The sequence below is a fragment of the Rhodococcus sp. RDE2 genome, from assembly GCF_020885655.1.
Classification (GTDB): domain Bacteria; phylum Actinomycetota; class Actinomycetes; order Mycobacteriales; family Mycobacteriaceae; genus Rhodococcus; species Rhodococcus pyridinivorans.
In genome coordinates this window covers 684249-699646 of sequence record NZ_AP025186.1, presented here as the reverse complement: position 1 = coordinate 699646, position 15398 = coordinate 684249, and the positions used below count along the sequence as shown (strand labels likewise).

15 protein-coding genes and 1 riboswitch are annotated in these 15398 nt (G+C 70.0%); of the genes, 6 read left to right on the top strand and 9 right to left on the bottom strand.

Translation table 11 applies throughout. The annotated features are described in order from the left end of the window. Position 1: 1 nt before the first annotated feature. The 4 genes from LPH33_RS03280 to LPH33_RS03265 all read right to left on the bottom strand — a co-directional run bounded on the left by LPH33_RS03280 (position 2) and on the right by LPH33_RS03265 (position 3224). A complete protein-coding gene (locus LPH33_RS03280) occupies positions 2 to 430 on the bottom strand; it encodes an HIT family protein (RefSeq protein WP_016693979.1) in 429 nt (142 codons plus the stop codon). Then, positions 427 to 1029, bottom strand: a complete 603-nt coding sequence (locus tag LPH33_RS03275; RefSeq protein ID WP_145692999.1) for a TetR/AcrR family transcriptional regulator — start codon at positions 1027 to 1029, stop codon at positions 427 to 429. The genes LPH33_RS03280 and LPH33_RS03275 overlap by 4 nt, the downstream gene beginning before the upstream one ends. Positions 1030 to 1143: 114 nt before the next feature. After that, on the bottom strand, positions 1144 to 2565 hold the full coding sequence (gene purB / locus LPH33_RS03270; RefSeq protein WP_160873724.1) for an adenylosuccinate lyase: 1422 nt from the start codon (positions 2563 to 2565) through the stop codon (positions 1144 to 1146). Positions 2566 to 2609: 44 nt separating this feature from the next. Continuing rightward, positions 2610 to 3224 carry a TetR/AcrR family transcriptional regulator gene (locus tag LPH33_RS03265; protein ID WP_160873723.1) on the bottom strand — a complete coding sequence of 205 codons (615 nt, stop codon included), beginning with the start codon at positions 3222 to 3224 and terminating at the stop codon, positions 2610 to 2612. A 145-nt stretch (positions 3225 to 3369) separates the two neighbouring features. Between LPH33_RS03265 and LPH33_RS03260 the strand changes: the two genes are divergently transcribed. Beyond that, the gene (locus tag LPH33_RS03260) at positions 3370 to 5013 is read left to right on the top strand and encodes a GMC oxidoreductase (RefSeq protein WP_229567015.1); all 1644 of its coding nucleotides are present in this window, start codon (positions 3370 to 3372) and stop codon (positions 5011 to 5013) included. A 22-nt stretch (positions 5014 to 5035) separates the two neighbouring features. Here the strand turns inward: LPH33_RS03260 and LPH33_RS03255 are convergent, their stop codons facing one another. From LPH33_RS03255 to LPH33_RS03240, 4 genes are all read right to left on the bottom strand, one after another. Continuing rightward, on the bottom strand, positions 5036 to 6235 hold the full coding sequence (locus tag LPH33_RS03255) for a pyridoxal phosphate-dependent aminotransferase (protein WP_026061522.1): 1200 nt from the start codon (positions 6233 to 6235) through the stop codon (positions 5036 to 5038). Positions 6236 to 6266: 31 nt separating this feature from the next. Then, entirely contained in the window at positions 6267 to 8048 is a 1782-nt protein-coding gene (locus tag LPH33_RS03250; protein ID WP_229567013.1) for a CocE/NonD family hydrolase, read from the bottom strand. Positions 8049 to 8132: 84 nt separating this feature from the next. Further along, the gene (gene purD, locus LPH33_RS03245) at positions 8133 to 9386 is read right to left on the bottom strand and encodes a phosphoribosylamine--glycine ligase (RefSeq protein WP_229567011.1); all 1254 of its coding nucleotides are present in this window, start codon (positions 9384 to 9386) and stop codon (positions 8133 to 8135) included. 10 nt (positions 9387 to 9396) lie between these two features. After that, complete coding sequence (locus tag LPH33_RS03240; protein WP_229567009.1) at positions 9397 to 10062, bottom strand: nucleoside/nucleotide kinase family protein; 666 nt, start codon at positions 10060 to 10062, stop codon at positions 9397 to 9399. A 131-nt stretch (positions 10063 to 10193) separates the two neighbouring features. Here LPH33_RS03240 and LPH33_RS03235 point away from each other — a divergent pair, with 131 nt between their 5' ends. The 4 genes from LPH33_RS03235 to LPH33_RS03220 are packed head-to-tail and all read left to right on the top strand — an operon-like array spanning position 10194 to position 13815. After that, positions 10194 to 11303, top strand: a complete 1110-nt coding sequence (locus LPH33_RS03235; RefSeq protein ID WP_229567007.1) for a serine hydrolase — start codon at positions 10194 to 10196, stop codon at positions 11301 to 11303. Next, entirely contained in the window at positions 11300 to 11806 is a 507-nt protein-coding gene (locus tag LPH33_RS03230) for an ArsR/SmtB family transcription factor (protein WP_229567005.1), read from the top strand. The genes LPH33_RS03235 and LPH33_RS03230 overlap by 4 nt, the downstream gene beginning before the upstream one ends. A 25-nt stretch (positions 11807 to 11831) precedes the next feature. Next, positions 11832 to 12257, top strand: a complete 426-nt coding sequence (locus tag LPH33_RS03225) for an HIT family protein (RefSeq protein WP_006551872.1) — start codon at positions 11832 to 11834, stop codon at positions 12255 to 12257. Positions 12258 to 12315: 58 nt separating this feature from the next. After that, positions 12316 to 13815, top strand: coding sequence for an MDR family MFS transporter (locus LPH33_RS03220; RefSeq protein WP_088897518.1), 1500 nt, complete (start codon positions 12316 to 12318; stop codon positions 13813 to 13815). Between the two features lie 24 nt (positions 13816 to 13839). Here the strand turns inward: LPH33_RS03220 and LPH33_RS03215 are convergent, their stop codons facing one another. Then, a complete protein-coding gene (locus LPH33_RS03215; RefSeq protein ID WP_229567004.1) occupies positions 13840 to 14937 on the bottom strand; it encodes an alpha/beta hydrolase in 1098 nt (365 codons plus the stop codon). A 148-nt stretch (positions 14938 to 15085) separates the two neighbouring features. On the opposite strand from LPH33_RS03215, the gene LPH33_RS03210 reads away from it, so the two are divergent. After that, a complete protein-coding gene (locus LPH33_RS03210) occupies positions 15086 to 15292 on the top strand; it encodes a hypothetical protein (RefSeq protein WP_145692993.1) in 207 nt (68 codons plus the stop codon). A 40-nt stretch (positions 15293 to 15332) separates the two neighbouring features. Continuing rightward, positions 15333 to 15398, top strand: a riboswitch (guanidine-III (ykkC-III) riboswitch).

Genomic DNA, 15398 nt, shown 5'->3' with positions numbered 1-15398 from the left:
ATCACGACCGGTGTGTCTCCACGGCGGTGCGGATGGTGGCGGCCGTGCCGTCGAGCACGGTCCGGTTCGGTGTCCGCCAGTCGGCGCGGATCCCGAAGCCGTCCCCGGCCCTGCGCGGCACGAGGTGCAGGTGGACGTGGAAGACCTCCTGGCCGGCAGCCACGCCGTCGGCGAGGAACATGTTCACGCCCTCGATGGGGAGGTCGGACGCGCGCATCGCTGTGGCGATCCGTTGCCCGGCGGCGAACACCTTCGCTCCGTCGTCGGGATCGAGCTGTGCCAGTCCGGAGGCGTGCCGCTTCGGGATCACGAGCAGATGCCCCGGGGTGAACGGGCGGATGTCCATGAATGCGAGCACGTCGGGTTCGTCGAGCACGACGCTGGCCGGCGACTGCCCGGCCACGATGGCGCAGAAGATGCAGTCCGTCACCGTGGCGTGGACTCCTCCGTACGTGCGGGTCCGCGGGCGGATTCGAGCAGGCGCAGCAGTTCGCCCTGAACCTCGGGACGGTCGCGTACCGGATCGTCGCTGTGCGCGAGGCACAGCATCGCTTCCTCGACGGCCGCGACGAGCAGGTGCGCGAGCACCGACGTCCGCGTGGGCGACGCCTCGTAGGTCTCGGGGTCGAGGGTGACGAGCATGCGCTCGATGGCCTTCAGCGAGGAGTGCCGGTGGGTCTCGCGGACCTCGGCCCAGCCGAGGACCGCGGGGGCTTCGATGAGCAGCAGTCGGCGGGTCGCGGGGTCGTAGACGGCGTCGAGTGAGGCGAGCACGGCCTGGGTGAAACCCTCCCAGGCGTCGTCGACCGGTTCGGCCGGCACGAGGGAGCTCTCCGCTTCCTTCTGGAGGCGTTCGATGACGCCGCGGAACAGATCGCGCTTGTCGGCGAAGTGGTGGTAGAGCGCACCGCGCGTCACCCCCGCGACCGAGACGATCTCCTCGGTGGCCGCCGCCGCGTATCCGTCGCGCAGGAACACCTCGCGCGCCGCATCGAGCAGCGCGGTGCGTGTTCGCGCTGCGTCACGCACCCGACCCGTATTTCCCGGTTTCACCGACACTTCGTTCTCCCCTGTTGATACCGCCACCCCCATCGGACACTCCCCCCGGTAGTCGGCTCCCGTGATTCCTGCTGAATCGGTTTCCTAGAGAATCGGCGCCGGCGTGTACTTCGCCGCTTCCGGATACTGCGTTACGAGATCCTGCACCGCCGCGACGACCGCTTCGACCTGCGCGACCGCGGCTCCGGCGAAGACCTCCCGGTCGGCCAGTGCCGTGTCGAGCGCGGCGCGGTCGAGCGGAAGCCGGTCGTCGGCGGCGAGACGGTCGAGCAGATCGGGTTCGCGGCCCTCCTCGCGCATCGCGAGTGCGACGGAGACCGCGTGCTCCTTGATGACCTCGTGGGCGGTCTCGCGACCCACCCCGGCCCGGACCGCGGCCATCAGGACCTTGGTGGTCGCGAGGAACGGCAGGTACCGCACGAGTTCCTTCTCGATCACCGCCGGGTAGGCGCCGAACTCGGCGAGGACCGTCAGGAAGGTCTCCATCTGGCCGTCGATCGCGAAGAAGGCGTCGGGCAGGGCCACACGGCGGACGACGGAGCAGAAGACGTCGCCCTCGTTCCACTGCGCACCGGCGAGTTCGGCGGCCATCGACGCGTAGCCGCGCAGGACGACCTGCAGGCCGTCGACGCGCTCGCACGAACGGGTGTTCATCTTGTGCGGCATGGCGGACGAGCCCACCTGGCCGGGCTGGAAGCCCTCGGTGACGAGTTCGTGGCCGGCCATGAGCCGGATGGTGTGGGCGAACGACGCGGGACCGGCGCCGACCTGCACGAGCGCGGAGAGCACGTCGTGGTCGAGCGAACGCGGGTAGACCTGGCCGACGCTCGTGAAGACGTTCGCGAAGCCGAGATGCTGCGCGACCTTCTGCTCGAGCTGCGCGAGCTTGGCGGAATCACCGCCGAGCAGGTCGAGCATGTCCTGTGCGGTGCCCATGGGGCCCTTGATCCCGCGCAGCGGGTACCGGGCGATCAGTTCCCGGACGCGCTGCAGCGCGATGAGCAGTTCGTCGGCGGCCGACGCGAAACGCTTGCCGAGGGTGGTGGCCTGCGCCGCGACGTTGTGCGAGCGGCCGGCCATGACGAGCGAGGCGTACTCGGTGGCGCGCTCGGCGAGGCGTGCGGCCACGGCGACACCGTGGGAGTGGACGTGTTCGAGCGACCGCAGGATCTGCAGCTGCTCGACGTTCTCGGTGAGGTCGCGGCTGGTCATGCCCTTGTGGACGTGCTCGTGACCGGCGAGGGCGTTGAACTCCTCGATGCGAGCCTTGACGTCGTGCCGGGTGACGCGTTCGCGCTGCGCGATGGACTCGAGGTCGACCTGCTCGACCACGCGTTCGTAGTCTGCGATCGCCTGGGCGGGAACGTCGATCCCGAGTTCGGCCTGCGCCCGCAGCACCGCGAGCCACAGCTGCCGCTCGAGCACGATCTTGTACTCGGGCGACCACAGGTCCCGGAGTTCGGGGCTGGCGTAGCGGGTGGCGAGGACGTTGGGGATGTGGCTCACAGAAGTGAGTTTACGGTCCGGGCCTGCTCCCGTATTCCCCGACCTCAATCCTCGACCGGGGGCGCGACGCTCTCCACGACGTCGAGCAGGATGCCGCGCGCGAGCGAGCGCGGGTCGGGATCGAGCTCGCCCAGTCCGCCGAGGACCGCGCCGTCCACGACCGCCACGAGCCGGCGCACCTCGCGGGGCCGCACCGATCGGCAGCAGCGTTCGAGCAGGTCGGTGAGCAGATGGTCGATCTGTTCGCGCATGCGTACCTGCACGTCGCGCAGTTCCGGATAGCGGGCCGTCGCGACGCACCGCTCGTACCGGGAGATCAGGCGCTCGCGGTCGATGCCGCCGTCGCAGTCCCGCGGTCCGATCAGCAGGTCGACGATGAGATCGGCCGTGCCCTCGAGACTGCGCGGGAGCGGCTCGATGTCGCGGACACGCTCCCGCATCGTGTCGAGTTCCCGCTCGCTGTTGTAGTCGACCGCGCACGCGACGAGGTCGTCGAGCGATTCGAAGTAGTAGGTGGTCGATGCGAGCGGCAGGCCCGCGCGGGTCGCGACGGCCCGGTGACGGACGGCGTCGATGCCCCCTTCGAGGATGAGGTCGGCCGCTGCCTCGACCAGCGCCTGACGGCGCCGTTCGCCCTTCGGGGTCGCAGCAATCGACACCTTCTCATGGTGACAGTCCCGAGCGTCTCACCAGGGGAAAACGGAATTGGAGACCAACCGGTACCATTGCGCCCGCCCGCGCGTGTCGAGTCCTCGGCGGGCGCCGCCCCGCGAGTAGGTCATCGAACGATCGGAGCCGTACCGGATGAGACGTCGACGCTTTCTGCAGGTCTCGCTTCTCGGGGCCGCCCTGGCGGGTGCCGGCGCCGCGGCCCCGGGTCTGTCCGGTGTCGGCCTCCCGCGTGCGGATGCGCTGCCCGTCGGGGTCGACGAGTACCGCCGTCTCGTGCCCGAGCTGTTCGTTCCACCGCCCGCACCGCCGGAGCATTCCGAGGTCGTCGTGGTGGGCTCCGGTTTCGGGGCGAGCGTCGCCGCGCTGCGCCTGGCCGAGGCGGGGAACCGGGTCACGATGCTCGAGCGCGGCATGCGCTGGCCCCGCGACCCGCACCGCGAGATCTTCACGACCGACCTGCTCGCCGACGGTCGCGGTTACCACCACCGCACCCGGTTCACCGGCCCGACGGGCATCCCGGTGGTGTGCGACGACTTCGCCGGCGTCCTCGACGTGGTCGACTACCCGAACATGTCGGTGTGGCGCGGCGCCGCGGTGGGCGGCGGATCGATCGTGTTCACCGGCGTGATGATCGCTCCCGAACGGCACTTCTTCGAGCACGTCTTCGGCGGCCGTCTCTCCTACGACGAGATGGCGTCCACCTGGTACCCGAAGGTGCGCTCGATGCTGCGCCTCGATCCGATGCCCGACGACATCTACAACGCCGCCGAGTTCGCGCACTCGCGGCGGTGGGACGACGACGCACGCGCCGCCGGTTACAGCCCGCACCGCATCGACGGCATCTGGGACTGGGACGTCGTGCGCGCCGAACTCGCCGGCTCGGTCCGCCGCTCGGCCGTCGCGGGCGAGAGCAATCTCGGCAACTCGAACGGTGCGAAGTTCGATCTCACGCAGAACTACATCCCTGCGGCCGAGGCCACCGGGCGCACCCTGGTGTGCCACGGTCACCGGGTGCTCGCGGTCGGTCAGGACGGCGACGGCCGCTACTGGCTCGACGTACAGGCCGTCGATCCGACAGGTGCGGTGCTGCGCACCACCACGATCACGTGCGACCGTCTCGTCCTCGGTGCCGGATCGATCGGCACCACCGAACTGCTCGTCAAGGCGCGGCACACCGGTTCGCTGCCGAACCTCGACGAGCGTGTGGGGCGGGGCTGGGGCACCAACGGCGACGCGGTGCTCGTCCGTTCGTTCGCGCTCACCGAGGGTTTCGGCGGCGACCAGGGCGCGCCGTCGGCGTCGCGCATCGTCGACGAGTCCGGTCTGCCGCTGAGCCTCGAGAACTGGTTCGTCGCGGGCACCGCGAAGGACGTCGGAATGCTCGCCTCCCTCGGCATGACCCTCGACCCCACCCGCGCCGACTTCGCGTACGACCCGGGTGCCGATCGCGCGGTCCTGAACTGGCCGGCCGGTGGCGAACGCGAGAGCGTCGATGCCCTGCGGGTCGTGCACAACGCGATGGCGCAGGCCGGGGGCACGATTCCGGGCGCATCGCCGATGGCCGAGGACGTCAACGCGACCTTCACGGCGCATCCGCTCGGTGGTGCGGTGCTCGGCGACGCGACCGACGGCTACGGCCGCGTGCACGGTCATCCCGGCCTCTACGTCGTCGACGGCGCGCTGATCCCGGGCAGCACCGGCACCGCCAACCCGTCGCTGACCATCGCGGCGCTCGCCGAACGGAACATCGCGCGGATCATCGCCGACGGGCGGTGACCGCCCCGCGGCAGTCCCGTGATCAGGAGACGGGCAGCCAGCCCGCGAGCCGGTCGAGCGCCGCGGTGACGTCGGCGGTCGATCCCGCGAACGACAGTCGCACGGTCTCGTCGCCGCGCACGGTGTCGAAGTCGACGCCCGGTGCGAGCGCGAGACCGGTGTCGTGGAGCAGCCGCGCGCACCACGCTGTCGAGTTCTCGCCGTCGAGCAGATGGCCGATGTCGGCGTAGACGTAGAAGGCGCCGTCGGCCGGTGCGAGTTTCGTGATGCCGAGATCCGGCAGCCCTTCGAGCAGCAGCTCCCGGTTCACGGCGTAGCGGGAGACGTGCCCGTCGAGTTCGGTGCGGGCCTCGGTCCCGAACGCCTCGATCGCCGCGAACTGGGAGATCGACGGCGGGCACACCGTCATGTTCGACGCGAGTCGCTGCAGGGCCGGACGCATCGTCTCGGGCGCGAGCATCCAGCCGAGCCGCCAGCCGGTCATCGAGAAGTACTTCGACACCGAGCCGATCACCACCGAGTCGCGGGAGGTCGCCCACGCCGTGGAGGTCGCCGGTGATCCGGTGCCCTCACCGGTCTCGGACCGGGCGGTGCCGAACTCGATGCCGTGGTAGATCTCGTCGGAGATGAGCAAACTGCCGTGCTCGTCGCACCAGCGTGCGAGCGCCGCGAGCTCGGACGGTTCGATCATCGTGCCGGTCGGGTTGGCGGGGCTGGCGACGACGATTCCCGCGGGCGGAGCGTCGAGTTCCTCGAGCATCGCGACGGTCGGCTGGTAACGGGTCTGCGGGCCGCAGTCGAGTTCGACGACGCGGCAGCCGAGCGCGGCGAGGGTGTTGCGGTAGGCCGGATAACCGGGGCGGGCGACGACCACGGTGTCGCCGACGTCGAAGGCCGCGAGGAACACCAGCGTGAAGGCTCCGGAGGAGCCGGTGGTGACGACGACGTCGTCCGCGTCGACGTCGATGCCGTACTTGTGGCGGTGGTACGCCGCGATCTCCTCGCGCAGCGGCAGGATGCCGAAGGTCTCCGTGTAACCCAGCAGTTCGGCGTCGATCGCGAGGTTGGCGGCGCGGAGCACGGGAGCGGGTGCGGGGGTCGACGGTTGTCCGGCGGCGAGACTCAGGACGTCGCCGTGGCTGCGCTGCCGCTCGGCAGCCGCCTTCCACACATCCATGACATGGAACGTCTCGATACCGGAGCGTTGAGATTCGGGGCGCACGTCGACGACGGTAGTACGCGCGCGTCGTTCGTCAGAGCCGGACGCGCTGAAGTCGGGTGAGGGCGCCCCACGCGATCGGATAGTCCTGACGGTCGACGACCTTCGCGGGCACGACCTCCGCGTCGGCGGCCGTCTCGTCGGGTTCCGGCTCCGGTTGCGGCACGACCGGCAACAGCAGATGCGAGTCGAACTGTCCGCCGGCGTGCACGATGTGGAAGCCCTTGTTGATGGTGCGGTCGTGCCCGACGCGCGGGTTCTCGTCGAGGTCGTGGCCGGCGATGACGAGCACGAGACTCGATCCGGCCTCGAAGAAGGTGCTGTGCGGCATGATCTCGATGTCGACCGGCACGATCTGCTCGGGCAGCAACGGCCAGTACTTCTTCTGGTCGTGGACGGGCCGGTAGGCGGTGGAGGCCTCCGGGTCCAGCGCTCGGCGCGAGACCCGCATCCACCCATGGGCGACGAATCCCTTCTCGTATCCACCGTGGCCTTCGAACCACACGTCGCGGCCGTGCTCGTCGCGCTTGGCGAGTCCGACGAACAGGTCCATGTCGTTGGCGTCCTTCGCCTGCACCCACAGACGCAGCGCCGCGTGCCCGGTGATCTCGGTGTTTTCGTCGAAGGTGTGGGTGAAGACGAGTTCGTCGCCCGCGACGGGGAAGGTGCGGCGGAACTGGCGGCTCTCGCACGGGGTGGTGCTCAGGTCGGCGTTCGCGTGGTCGAGGTGGAGTGCGACGTAGCGGGTGTCGGGCACCGGCCACTCGGATTCGAGGCGTTCGGAATAGGTGCGCAGGTCGTGGCGGGTCTCGAGGCGGATGCGCGGGGTGTCCTCGAAGCCGTTGTCCTCGTCCTTGAGGAAGCGGTCGAAGAATCGTCGCTGGTAGTCGAGGGCCTCGTTGCCGTAGAAGGTCTGCCACATCTTCCGGCCGTGGGTGTAGAGCCACTTGTGCTCCGACCCGATGCGGCGGTAGCCCTCGACCGAACCGCGGGCGCGCGGGCCCTGATCGGACCACGAGACGCCGACGAGGGCGGGCACGGTGACGTCCTCGAGCCGGGGCGGCGGGGCGACATGACGGAAGAAGTCGGGGAACCGGCGCAGCAACCACGGGGTGAACCGCCGGAGGGAGGCGGCGCCGCAGCGGGCGCCGGTGTTCATCGCGCTGTACCAGAACTCGCTGTAGCGGGTCTCGGGGATGCCGCCCTGGGTGAGGATGTCGCGGCAGGGGTCGCTTACACCCTCCCAGGGTGCGATGGCCGCAAGGTAGGGCGGGTTGAGCGCGGCGGTGTACCACTGCAGCGTGGCGAGATAGTCGGCGCCGGCGAGACCGACACGGCCGTTGCTCCACTCCTGGCCACCGGCCCATTCCACGACGGACGCGCAGTCGAGCGCGGCCCGGCCGAGCAGCAGGCGGGGGCGGCCGCCGCTCGCGTGATGGCCGCGCATGTCCGCGACGACGAGGACGTAGCCGCGAGGAACCCAGTAGGCGGGGTCGGGTGCTTCGAAGGAGGTGCAGTCGCTGATCTCGAGATCGCCGACGTGGTTGCCGGATTCGGCGAGGTCGTCGAAGTCGACGGGATAGCGGTCGACGCCGGCGTCCTTGCCGTAGGGGGTGACGGCGACCAGCACGGGGCAGCGGTCGTGCTCACCGGAGTCGGCAGGGCGGTAGACGTCGGCTCTCAGTACGGTGCCGTCGCCCGTGCGGATGGGCACGTCGCGCTCGACGAGGACGTCGTCCGGCAGCCCGTGGACGACGACGTGGTGGTGTCGTAGCGGTGTCGGGTCCGGCGTCGGCGTTCGTCTTCGAGAAACCATGCAGTCACCCCTGGCGGCATCAAAGATGCACCGAGTGTGCAACATACACCCGGTAGGTGCAAGGTGAAGGACGCGGGTGAAAGGCTAGACCGAGATCCGGCCCTCGACGGCTGCCAGACCGATGTCGCGGCGGAAGTGACCGCCCGGCAGCTTGACGTCGGCGAGCCGATCATAAGCGGCCTCGCGCGCGGACGCGAGGTCGGCACCCATACCGATCACGTTGAGCACGCGCCCACCTGCGGAGACCAGTGCACCGTCGTCGCGACGCTTCGTGCCGGCGTGCAGCACGGTGTCGCCCTCGGCGCCGGTGATCACGTCGCCGGTGCGCGGGGTGGACGGGTAGTACTCGGCGGCGAGCACCACGGTCACCGCGGCGCCGTCCTTCCAGCGCAGCGGCGGGAGCTCGGCGAGCGTGCCGGTGGCGACCGCGTTCAGGGCCTCGCCCAGCGGCGACTCGAGCAGGGCGAGCACGGCCTGGGTCTCCGGGTCGCCGAAACGGCAGTTGAATTCGACCACGGCCGGGCCCTCGGCGCCCATCGCCAGACCCGCATAGAGCAGTCCGGAGAAACCGCATCCGCGTCGCACCATCTCGGCCGCGACGGGCTCGACGACCTCGGAGACGATCCGCTCGACGCTGCCCTCGGGCAGCCACGGCAGCGGCGTGTAAGCGCCCATGCCACCGGTGTTGGGGCCGGTGTCGCCCTCGCCGACACGCTTGTGGTCCTGTGCCGGGAGCAGCGGCACGACCGTCTCACCGTCGACGAGGCAGAACAGGGAGACCTCGGGGCCGTCGAGGAAGGACTCCAGCAGGACGGGGTGCCCGTTCTCGAGGATCTCGGCGGCGTGGTCGCGGGCGGCGGCGCGGTCGGGAGTGACGACGACGCCCTTACCGGCGGCGAGACCGTCGTCCTTGACCACCCAGGTCGGTCCGAACCGGTCGAGCGCCTCGTCGAGGGTCGCGGGGCTGTCGACGACCTCGCTGTGGGCGGTGCGCACACCGGCGGCGGCCATGACGTCCTTCGCGAACGCCTTCGAGCCCTCGATGCGTGCAGCGGCGGCCGACGGTCCGAAGCAGGGGATGCCCGCGGCGCGGACGGCGTCGGCGACGCCGAGGACCAGCGGGACCTCGGGACCGATGACGACGAGGTCGGCCTTCTGCTCGGTGGCGAGGGCGACGACGCTGTCGGCGGAGGCCGCGTCGACCGGGAACAGCTCGGCGACGTTCGCGATACCGGGGTTGCCCGGCGCGGCCAGCACGGCGGTCACGCCCGGGTCGCGGGACAGAGCGAGAGCAAGAGCATGTTCACGGGCACCGGAGCCGATAACGAGTACGCGCACGCAGGACAGACTACGGGACCGGTCTCCACACGAGATCGGCGCGGGAGCGCGTGCGCTGGACGGCTTCCGCATTGGGCAGATCGACGGTCCGCACCCATTCGCGTGCTCCGTCGTCGCCCCGCCCGTGGTGCCGGTGCCGGCGCACGAGACGTCGGGTGAGCGTGCGGCGGGGTGTGTCGATGTAGATGACGAGGTCGAGCAACGGGCGGATGTGTTCCCATCCCCCGGTCTCGAACATCAGGTAGTTGCCCTCGGTGACGATCACCCGCGCGTCGGCCGGCACGGCGTGCACCGCCGCGATCGGTTCGTCGAGCGGCCGCGAGAAATCCGGGGCGTAGATCGTCTCGTCGCGGCACTGCCGCACCCGGCTGAGCATGTCGCGGAAGCCGGCGACGTCGAAGGTGTCGGGTGCTCCCTTCCGGTCCCGCGCGCCGAAGGTGTCGAGCTGCCGGTTGGACAGGTGATAGCCGTCCATGGGCACCTGCCCGGTGGAGACCCCCGCGCACCGGAGGGCGTAGACGAGCAGCGCCGCGGCGCTGCTCTTCCCGGCACCCGGCGGCCCACACAGACCGACCACCGTGCGCCGATCCGCGGGAAGCCCGACGAGGACGTGCGTGACGAGTTCATCCACGAGCACGCGCAGCGGCGCCTCCCGCACGCTCCCGTCACCTCCCATGAGCCCGACGATACGACCGCTCGCGACGTCGGAGTCGCCGTGAGCTCTCGACACGCCCACCCGGCCGGTCTATCGTTATTTCGTAAGTTCGAAATTCCGAACTAACGACCCCGACACGGACGGATATCGCCATGCCGAACAGGATCGGAACCACCCTCGCCGCGACGAGCGTCGTGATCGCACTCGCCGGCTGCGGACAGACCGACCCCTCGGAGCCCGACGTCGCCGCATCTTCCGGTGCCGGAGCCTCCGCGCCGACCGGTGAATGCGTGCCCACCCCCGCCGCCGACGTGACCACCGCCGAAGGCTGGATCGGCTACCTCGCCGAGAACTCCGACACGGTCGCCATCGCGGTCGACGACGGCAACGGCGGGACCTTCGAACAACGACCCGAGGAGCGGCAACCGCTCGCGTCGGCAGTGAAGGTCGTGCATCTCGCCGCCTATGCCCGCGCCGTCGCAGCCGGCGAACTCTCCCCCGACGAACGCGTACCGCTCGCCGACTGGGAACGCTGGCATCTCCCCGGCACCGACGGCGGCGCACACCCCCGGGCTCTCGAACGCCTCGGCGTGAACGACCCGGAGGACACCGTCACCCTCGACGAGATGGTGTCGGCGATGATCCAGGAGAGCGACAACGCCGTCCCCGACTACCTGCGCGACCGGCTCGGCGACGACGCCCTGCGCGAGGCCGCTGCCCAGGGCGGCTGGGACGACTTCACGCCACCGACGATGCTCGGCAACACGCTCGCACTGCTCGACCCGACACTCGACGACTCGTCGGCGGTCCGGGACGCCGCGCGCCGCTATGCCTCCGACCCGGCCTACCGCACCGAAGTGGCGCAGAACCCGGTGCCGGAGGATCTGTTCGCCCGGGTCGACCGCGTCCAGCGCTTCGACAACACCGGATCGGCCGCCGAACTCACCGCCCTGCATCGCGCGATCGCCGACGGCTCGTTCGGTGCCGGCGGCGACCTCGCGCGCACCCACCTCGAATGGCAACCGTCCCCGCTTCCGGGATTCGAGGGAATCGGTTTCAAGGGCGGCAGCCTGCCCGGCGTCCTCACCGACGCGATCACCTTCCGCCGCGACGACGGCACGATCGCGACCACGGTGATGCTCGCGTCCGGCATGTCGGACAGCGACTACGCGGGAGCCCTCGAATCGTTCGCCCACCAGGAGATGCTCACCGCGGCAGCGAACGATCCCGATTTCCTCGAGCGGATACGCTGCGCGATGTGAGCGACGGCGACGTGAACGACGAGTACGAGGCCCGGCTCGCGGATCTCGAACGCCGTGTGCGGATCCTCGAGGGCGACGCGACCCGCCCGGGCGCCGGGGACGGTCCCGGTGGTGCCGATCCCGTGGCGGCGGGCACCGGGTTCGTGACCTACGGGGGCGCGGTCTCCCTGCACGGGAACGTCCGCTGGAACATCGAGTACGACGCGGGTGCATCCCTCGCGCTCGATCCGGTTCCCGTCGCCGCCGTCCTCGACGCGCTGGGCAACCCCGCGCGACTGGCGATCGTGCGGACCCTGCTGCGCGGTCCCGCCACCGCCACCGAACTCCAGGAGGCCACCGACCTCACGTCGACCGGCCGGCTCTACCACCATCTCCGGGCACTGTCGGCTGCGCGCGTGGTCGAGCAGGAGAGCCGCAACCGCTACCGGATCGCACCGGAGAAGGTCGTGCCGCTGCTCGTCCTCACCGTCGCCGCGGCCGATGTCGGGGAACAGCTCCGGTGAACCAGGTGTCCCTTATCCTCCCGGTATGACTTCCGTGTTCAGCAAGATCATCGCCGGTGAACTGCCGGGCCGCTTCGTCTGGCAGGACGACGACGTCGTCTCCTTCCTGACCATCAACCCCTTCACCGAGGGGCACGTGCTGGTCGTGCCGCGGCAGGAGGTCGACCACTGGCAGAGCGTGGACGACGACCTGTGGGCGAAGGTGAACGACGTCGCCCGCATCCTCGGCCGCGCCGTCACCGCCGCCTTCGACGCCCCGCGCGCCGGCCTGATGATCGCCGGCCTGGAGGTCCCCCACCTGCATCTGCACGTCTTCCCCGCCTACTCCCTCGGCGACTTCGACTTCGCGACGGCCGAGAAGGATCCGTCGCCCGAATCGCTCGACCGCGCGCATCGGAAGATCAAGGACGCGCTGCGCGAACAGGGTCACGGCGAGCACGTCCCGGACTGATCTCCGCTCGACGGGATATCGGCGGAACAATTCCGACCGGTATCCCGTTGAGTTCCTCGTGTCTTCTACTCCACCGAGTTCCCCAGCCCCGGCCGGTACGGCCGAGCCGCAGGCCGCTGCCGCACCGCGCGCCGGTCTGCTGATCGCCGTTCTCGTCGGGGCCGCATTCGTCGTCATCCTCAACGAGACGATCATGAGCGTCGCGTTGCCGAAGCTGATGGTCGAGTTCGACGTCGGCGCGGCCACCGCCCAATGGCTCACCACGGCGTTCATGCTGACCATGGCCGTCGTCATCCCGATCACGGGCTACCTGCTCACCCGGCTGTCGCTGCGCACCGTCTTCGCGATCGCGATGGGCAGCTTCCTGCTCGGCACCCTGATCGCCGCGAGCGCCCCGATCTTCCCGGTCCTCGTGCTGGGTCGTGTCGTCCAGGCCGTGGGCACCGCGGTGATGTTGCCGCTGCTGTTCACGACGGTGCTCAATCTGGTTCCCGCCGATCGTCGCGGACGCACGATGGGCGTGATCTCGATCGTCATCGCGGTCGCTCCCGCGGTCGGCCCGACCATCGGTGGCGTCGTGCTCGACCAGCTGAGCTGGCGGTGGATGTTCTGGCTGGTGCTGCCGATCGCGGTCGTCGCGACGGCGCTCGGCCTGAGCTGGATCCGCAACGTCACCGAACCGGTCGCGGTGCCGCTCGACGCTCCGTCGGTGGTGTTGTCGGCCCTCGGGTTCAGCGGTCTCGTCTTCGGTCTGAGCAGTCTCGGTGAGGCCGCCGAGGGCGATCCGCTCATGCCACCGTGGCTGCCGCTGGTCGTCGGCATCGCGTCCTTGACGGTCTTCGTCCTGCGTCAGATCCGCCTCGGCGACGGCGCGCTGCTGGACATGCGCGCGTTCCGCACCCCGGCGTTCTCCCTCGCGGTCGCACTCGTGTCCGTGAGCATGATGTCGCTGTTCGGCACCCTCATCCTGCTGCCGATCTACCTGCAGAACGTCCTGGGTCAGTCGACACTGACCACCGGCCTGATGCTGCTGCCCGGCGGTCTGGTCATGGGTCTGCTCGGCTACATCGTCGGACGCCTGTTCGACCGGTTCGGTCCGCGGCCGCTCGTCGCACCGGGCGCGATCATCGCCTGCGTCGCGATGTGGGGCATGACGACCTTCGACGCGACCACCGCGATCGGCACGGTCATCGCCTGGCACGTGCTGCTCAACATCGGCCTCGCGTTGATGTTCTCGCCGCTGCTGACCTCGGCACTCGGGGCGCTGCCGCGACGGCTGTACTCCCACGGCAGTGCCATCGTCAGCACGATGCAGCAGGTCGCCGGCGCGGCCGGTACGGCGCTGTTCATCACGGTGCTGACCCGCACGACCGTCGCGGGCGCCGAGAGCGCCGGCGATCCCGCCGGTGCCCTCGCGGACGGTGTCCACGGCGCCTTCACATGGGGCGCGGTGATCGCGGTGATCGCCGTCGTCGGCTCGCTGTTCGTCCGGCGGGCCCCGGAGCCCGAGCCGGATGCGGTGGAGGCGTCGGTCCCCGAGACCACCGGAACGCACTAGCCGGTAGCACTCACCGGCCCGCACTCACGCGCCGGTCGTCACGACTTCCTGTTCGACGGGAAGCGTGGCGGCCGGCGCGTTGCTGTTCGTGGGTTCGCGGAGGAAGGCGTCCAGTTCGACCCACGAGGTGTCGCGCGCGGCGCTGCCGGTGAGCATGCCGAGGTGCGTTCCCGGGACGCGGACGAAGCGCACCTGCGTGCCGACGAGCAGCCTCGTGACGGGCTCGACAGCCGGGATCGGGGCGAGCACGTCGTCCTCGCCGCCGAACGCGAGCACCGGGACCGTGACGTCGGCGAGGTCGACGACCCGGTCGCCGAGGTGCAGTCGTCCGGTGGCGAGTTGGTTGTCGACCGTCACGTTCGTCGCGAGCTGGTGGAACACGCGTCCGGCGTAGCCGTGGATCTCGTCCTGGAACCGGTCGACGCGTTCCATCCGCGCGAGCGTCTCTGCGTCGGCGAGGTGCGTCGCGACGAACCACGGACGCTGGATCTCGCGTTCGATCGCGGTGAGGCGGTAGGCCGTGCGGACGATGGGTGCGGGCACTCCGCCGAAAACGGCGTCGAGCAGGCCGAGTGCGGGCTCGGCGACGAACCGGCCGACGAGCCGGGGCAGCGCCATCAGCGGGATCGCGGAGTAGTCGAGCGGACTGCCGAAGGCCGTCAGCGACCGCATCGGCAGGTCGGGATGTGCCGCGGCGGTGAGCATCGCGAGCGTGCCGCCGATGCTCCATGCCACGACGTCCACCTCGCGGTTCCCGCACAGTTCGGACGTGCGGGCGATCGCTTCGGGGATGACCTCGTCGATCCAGAACTCGAGTCCGAGGTCGCGGTCGTCGGAGGTCATCTCGCCGTATTCGACGAGGAAGACGCTGCGACCGCGCTCGAGGAGGTGCTCGACGAGACTCTGGCCGGGCATCAGGTCGAAGCAGGTGGGCGAGGCGGCGAGCGGGGTCACGAGCAGCACCGGCGGACCGGCGTTCTCCGGGCCGAAGCGACGCAGCGTGCGGTGGCGACCGTCCCCGACGACCACCGAGGGAGTGTGATGGGGCGGCGCGATTCCGTCGGCGACGAACAACGACCACGCGTTCCGCGCGGCCTTCCCGACCACGTCCGTGATCCCCATGTGTGACTCCTCCCCGAGTCGGCAATACCTGGTTGTTGCGCGTGCTCACGATAGTCGTGGGACGTCGGGGCCCGCGCACCGGACGAACCGGACGGCACGACGACCCGCGTCGGAGAACCTGTCCGACGACAGTGCTATCAAGTGGTGCATGACGTGCTCACAGTGCAACCACGATCTCGACCACTGCCACGGCACCCTCGTGATCCACGCCGGCGCGCCGGTCGCCTGCACCGAACCCGACTGCGTCGACTTCGAGATCGTGCGGCACACCCTCGTTCTCGACTGCACCGAACTGGACGGCGGATGCTCGTGCACCGTGATTGCGCAGGAATCACAGCTGCTGCGCGTGTCCTGAGCAATTTGCCAATACTCGCCCGGAATTCCTAACCTCGACGGAGGTGGCCGCCGGTCGGCCTCCCGGACGAGCGCACCGTACCCGGCCAGCGACAAGACGGTGCAGG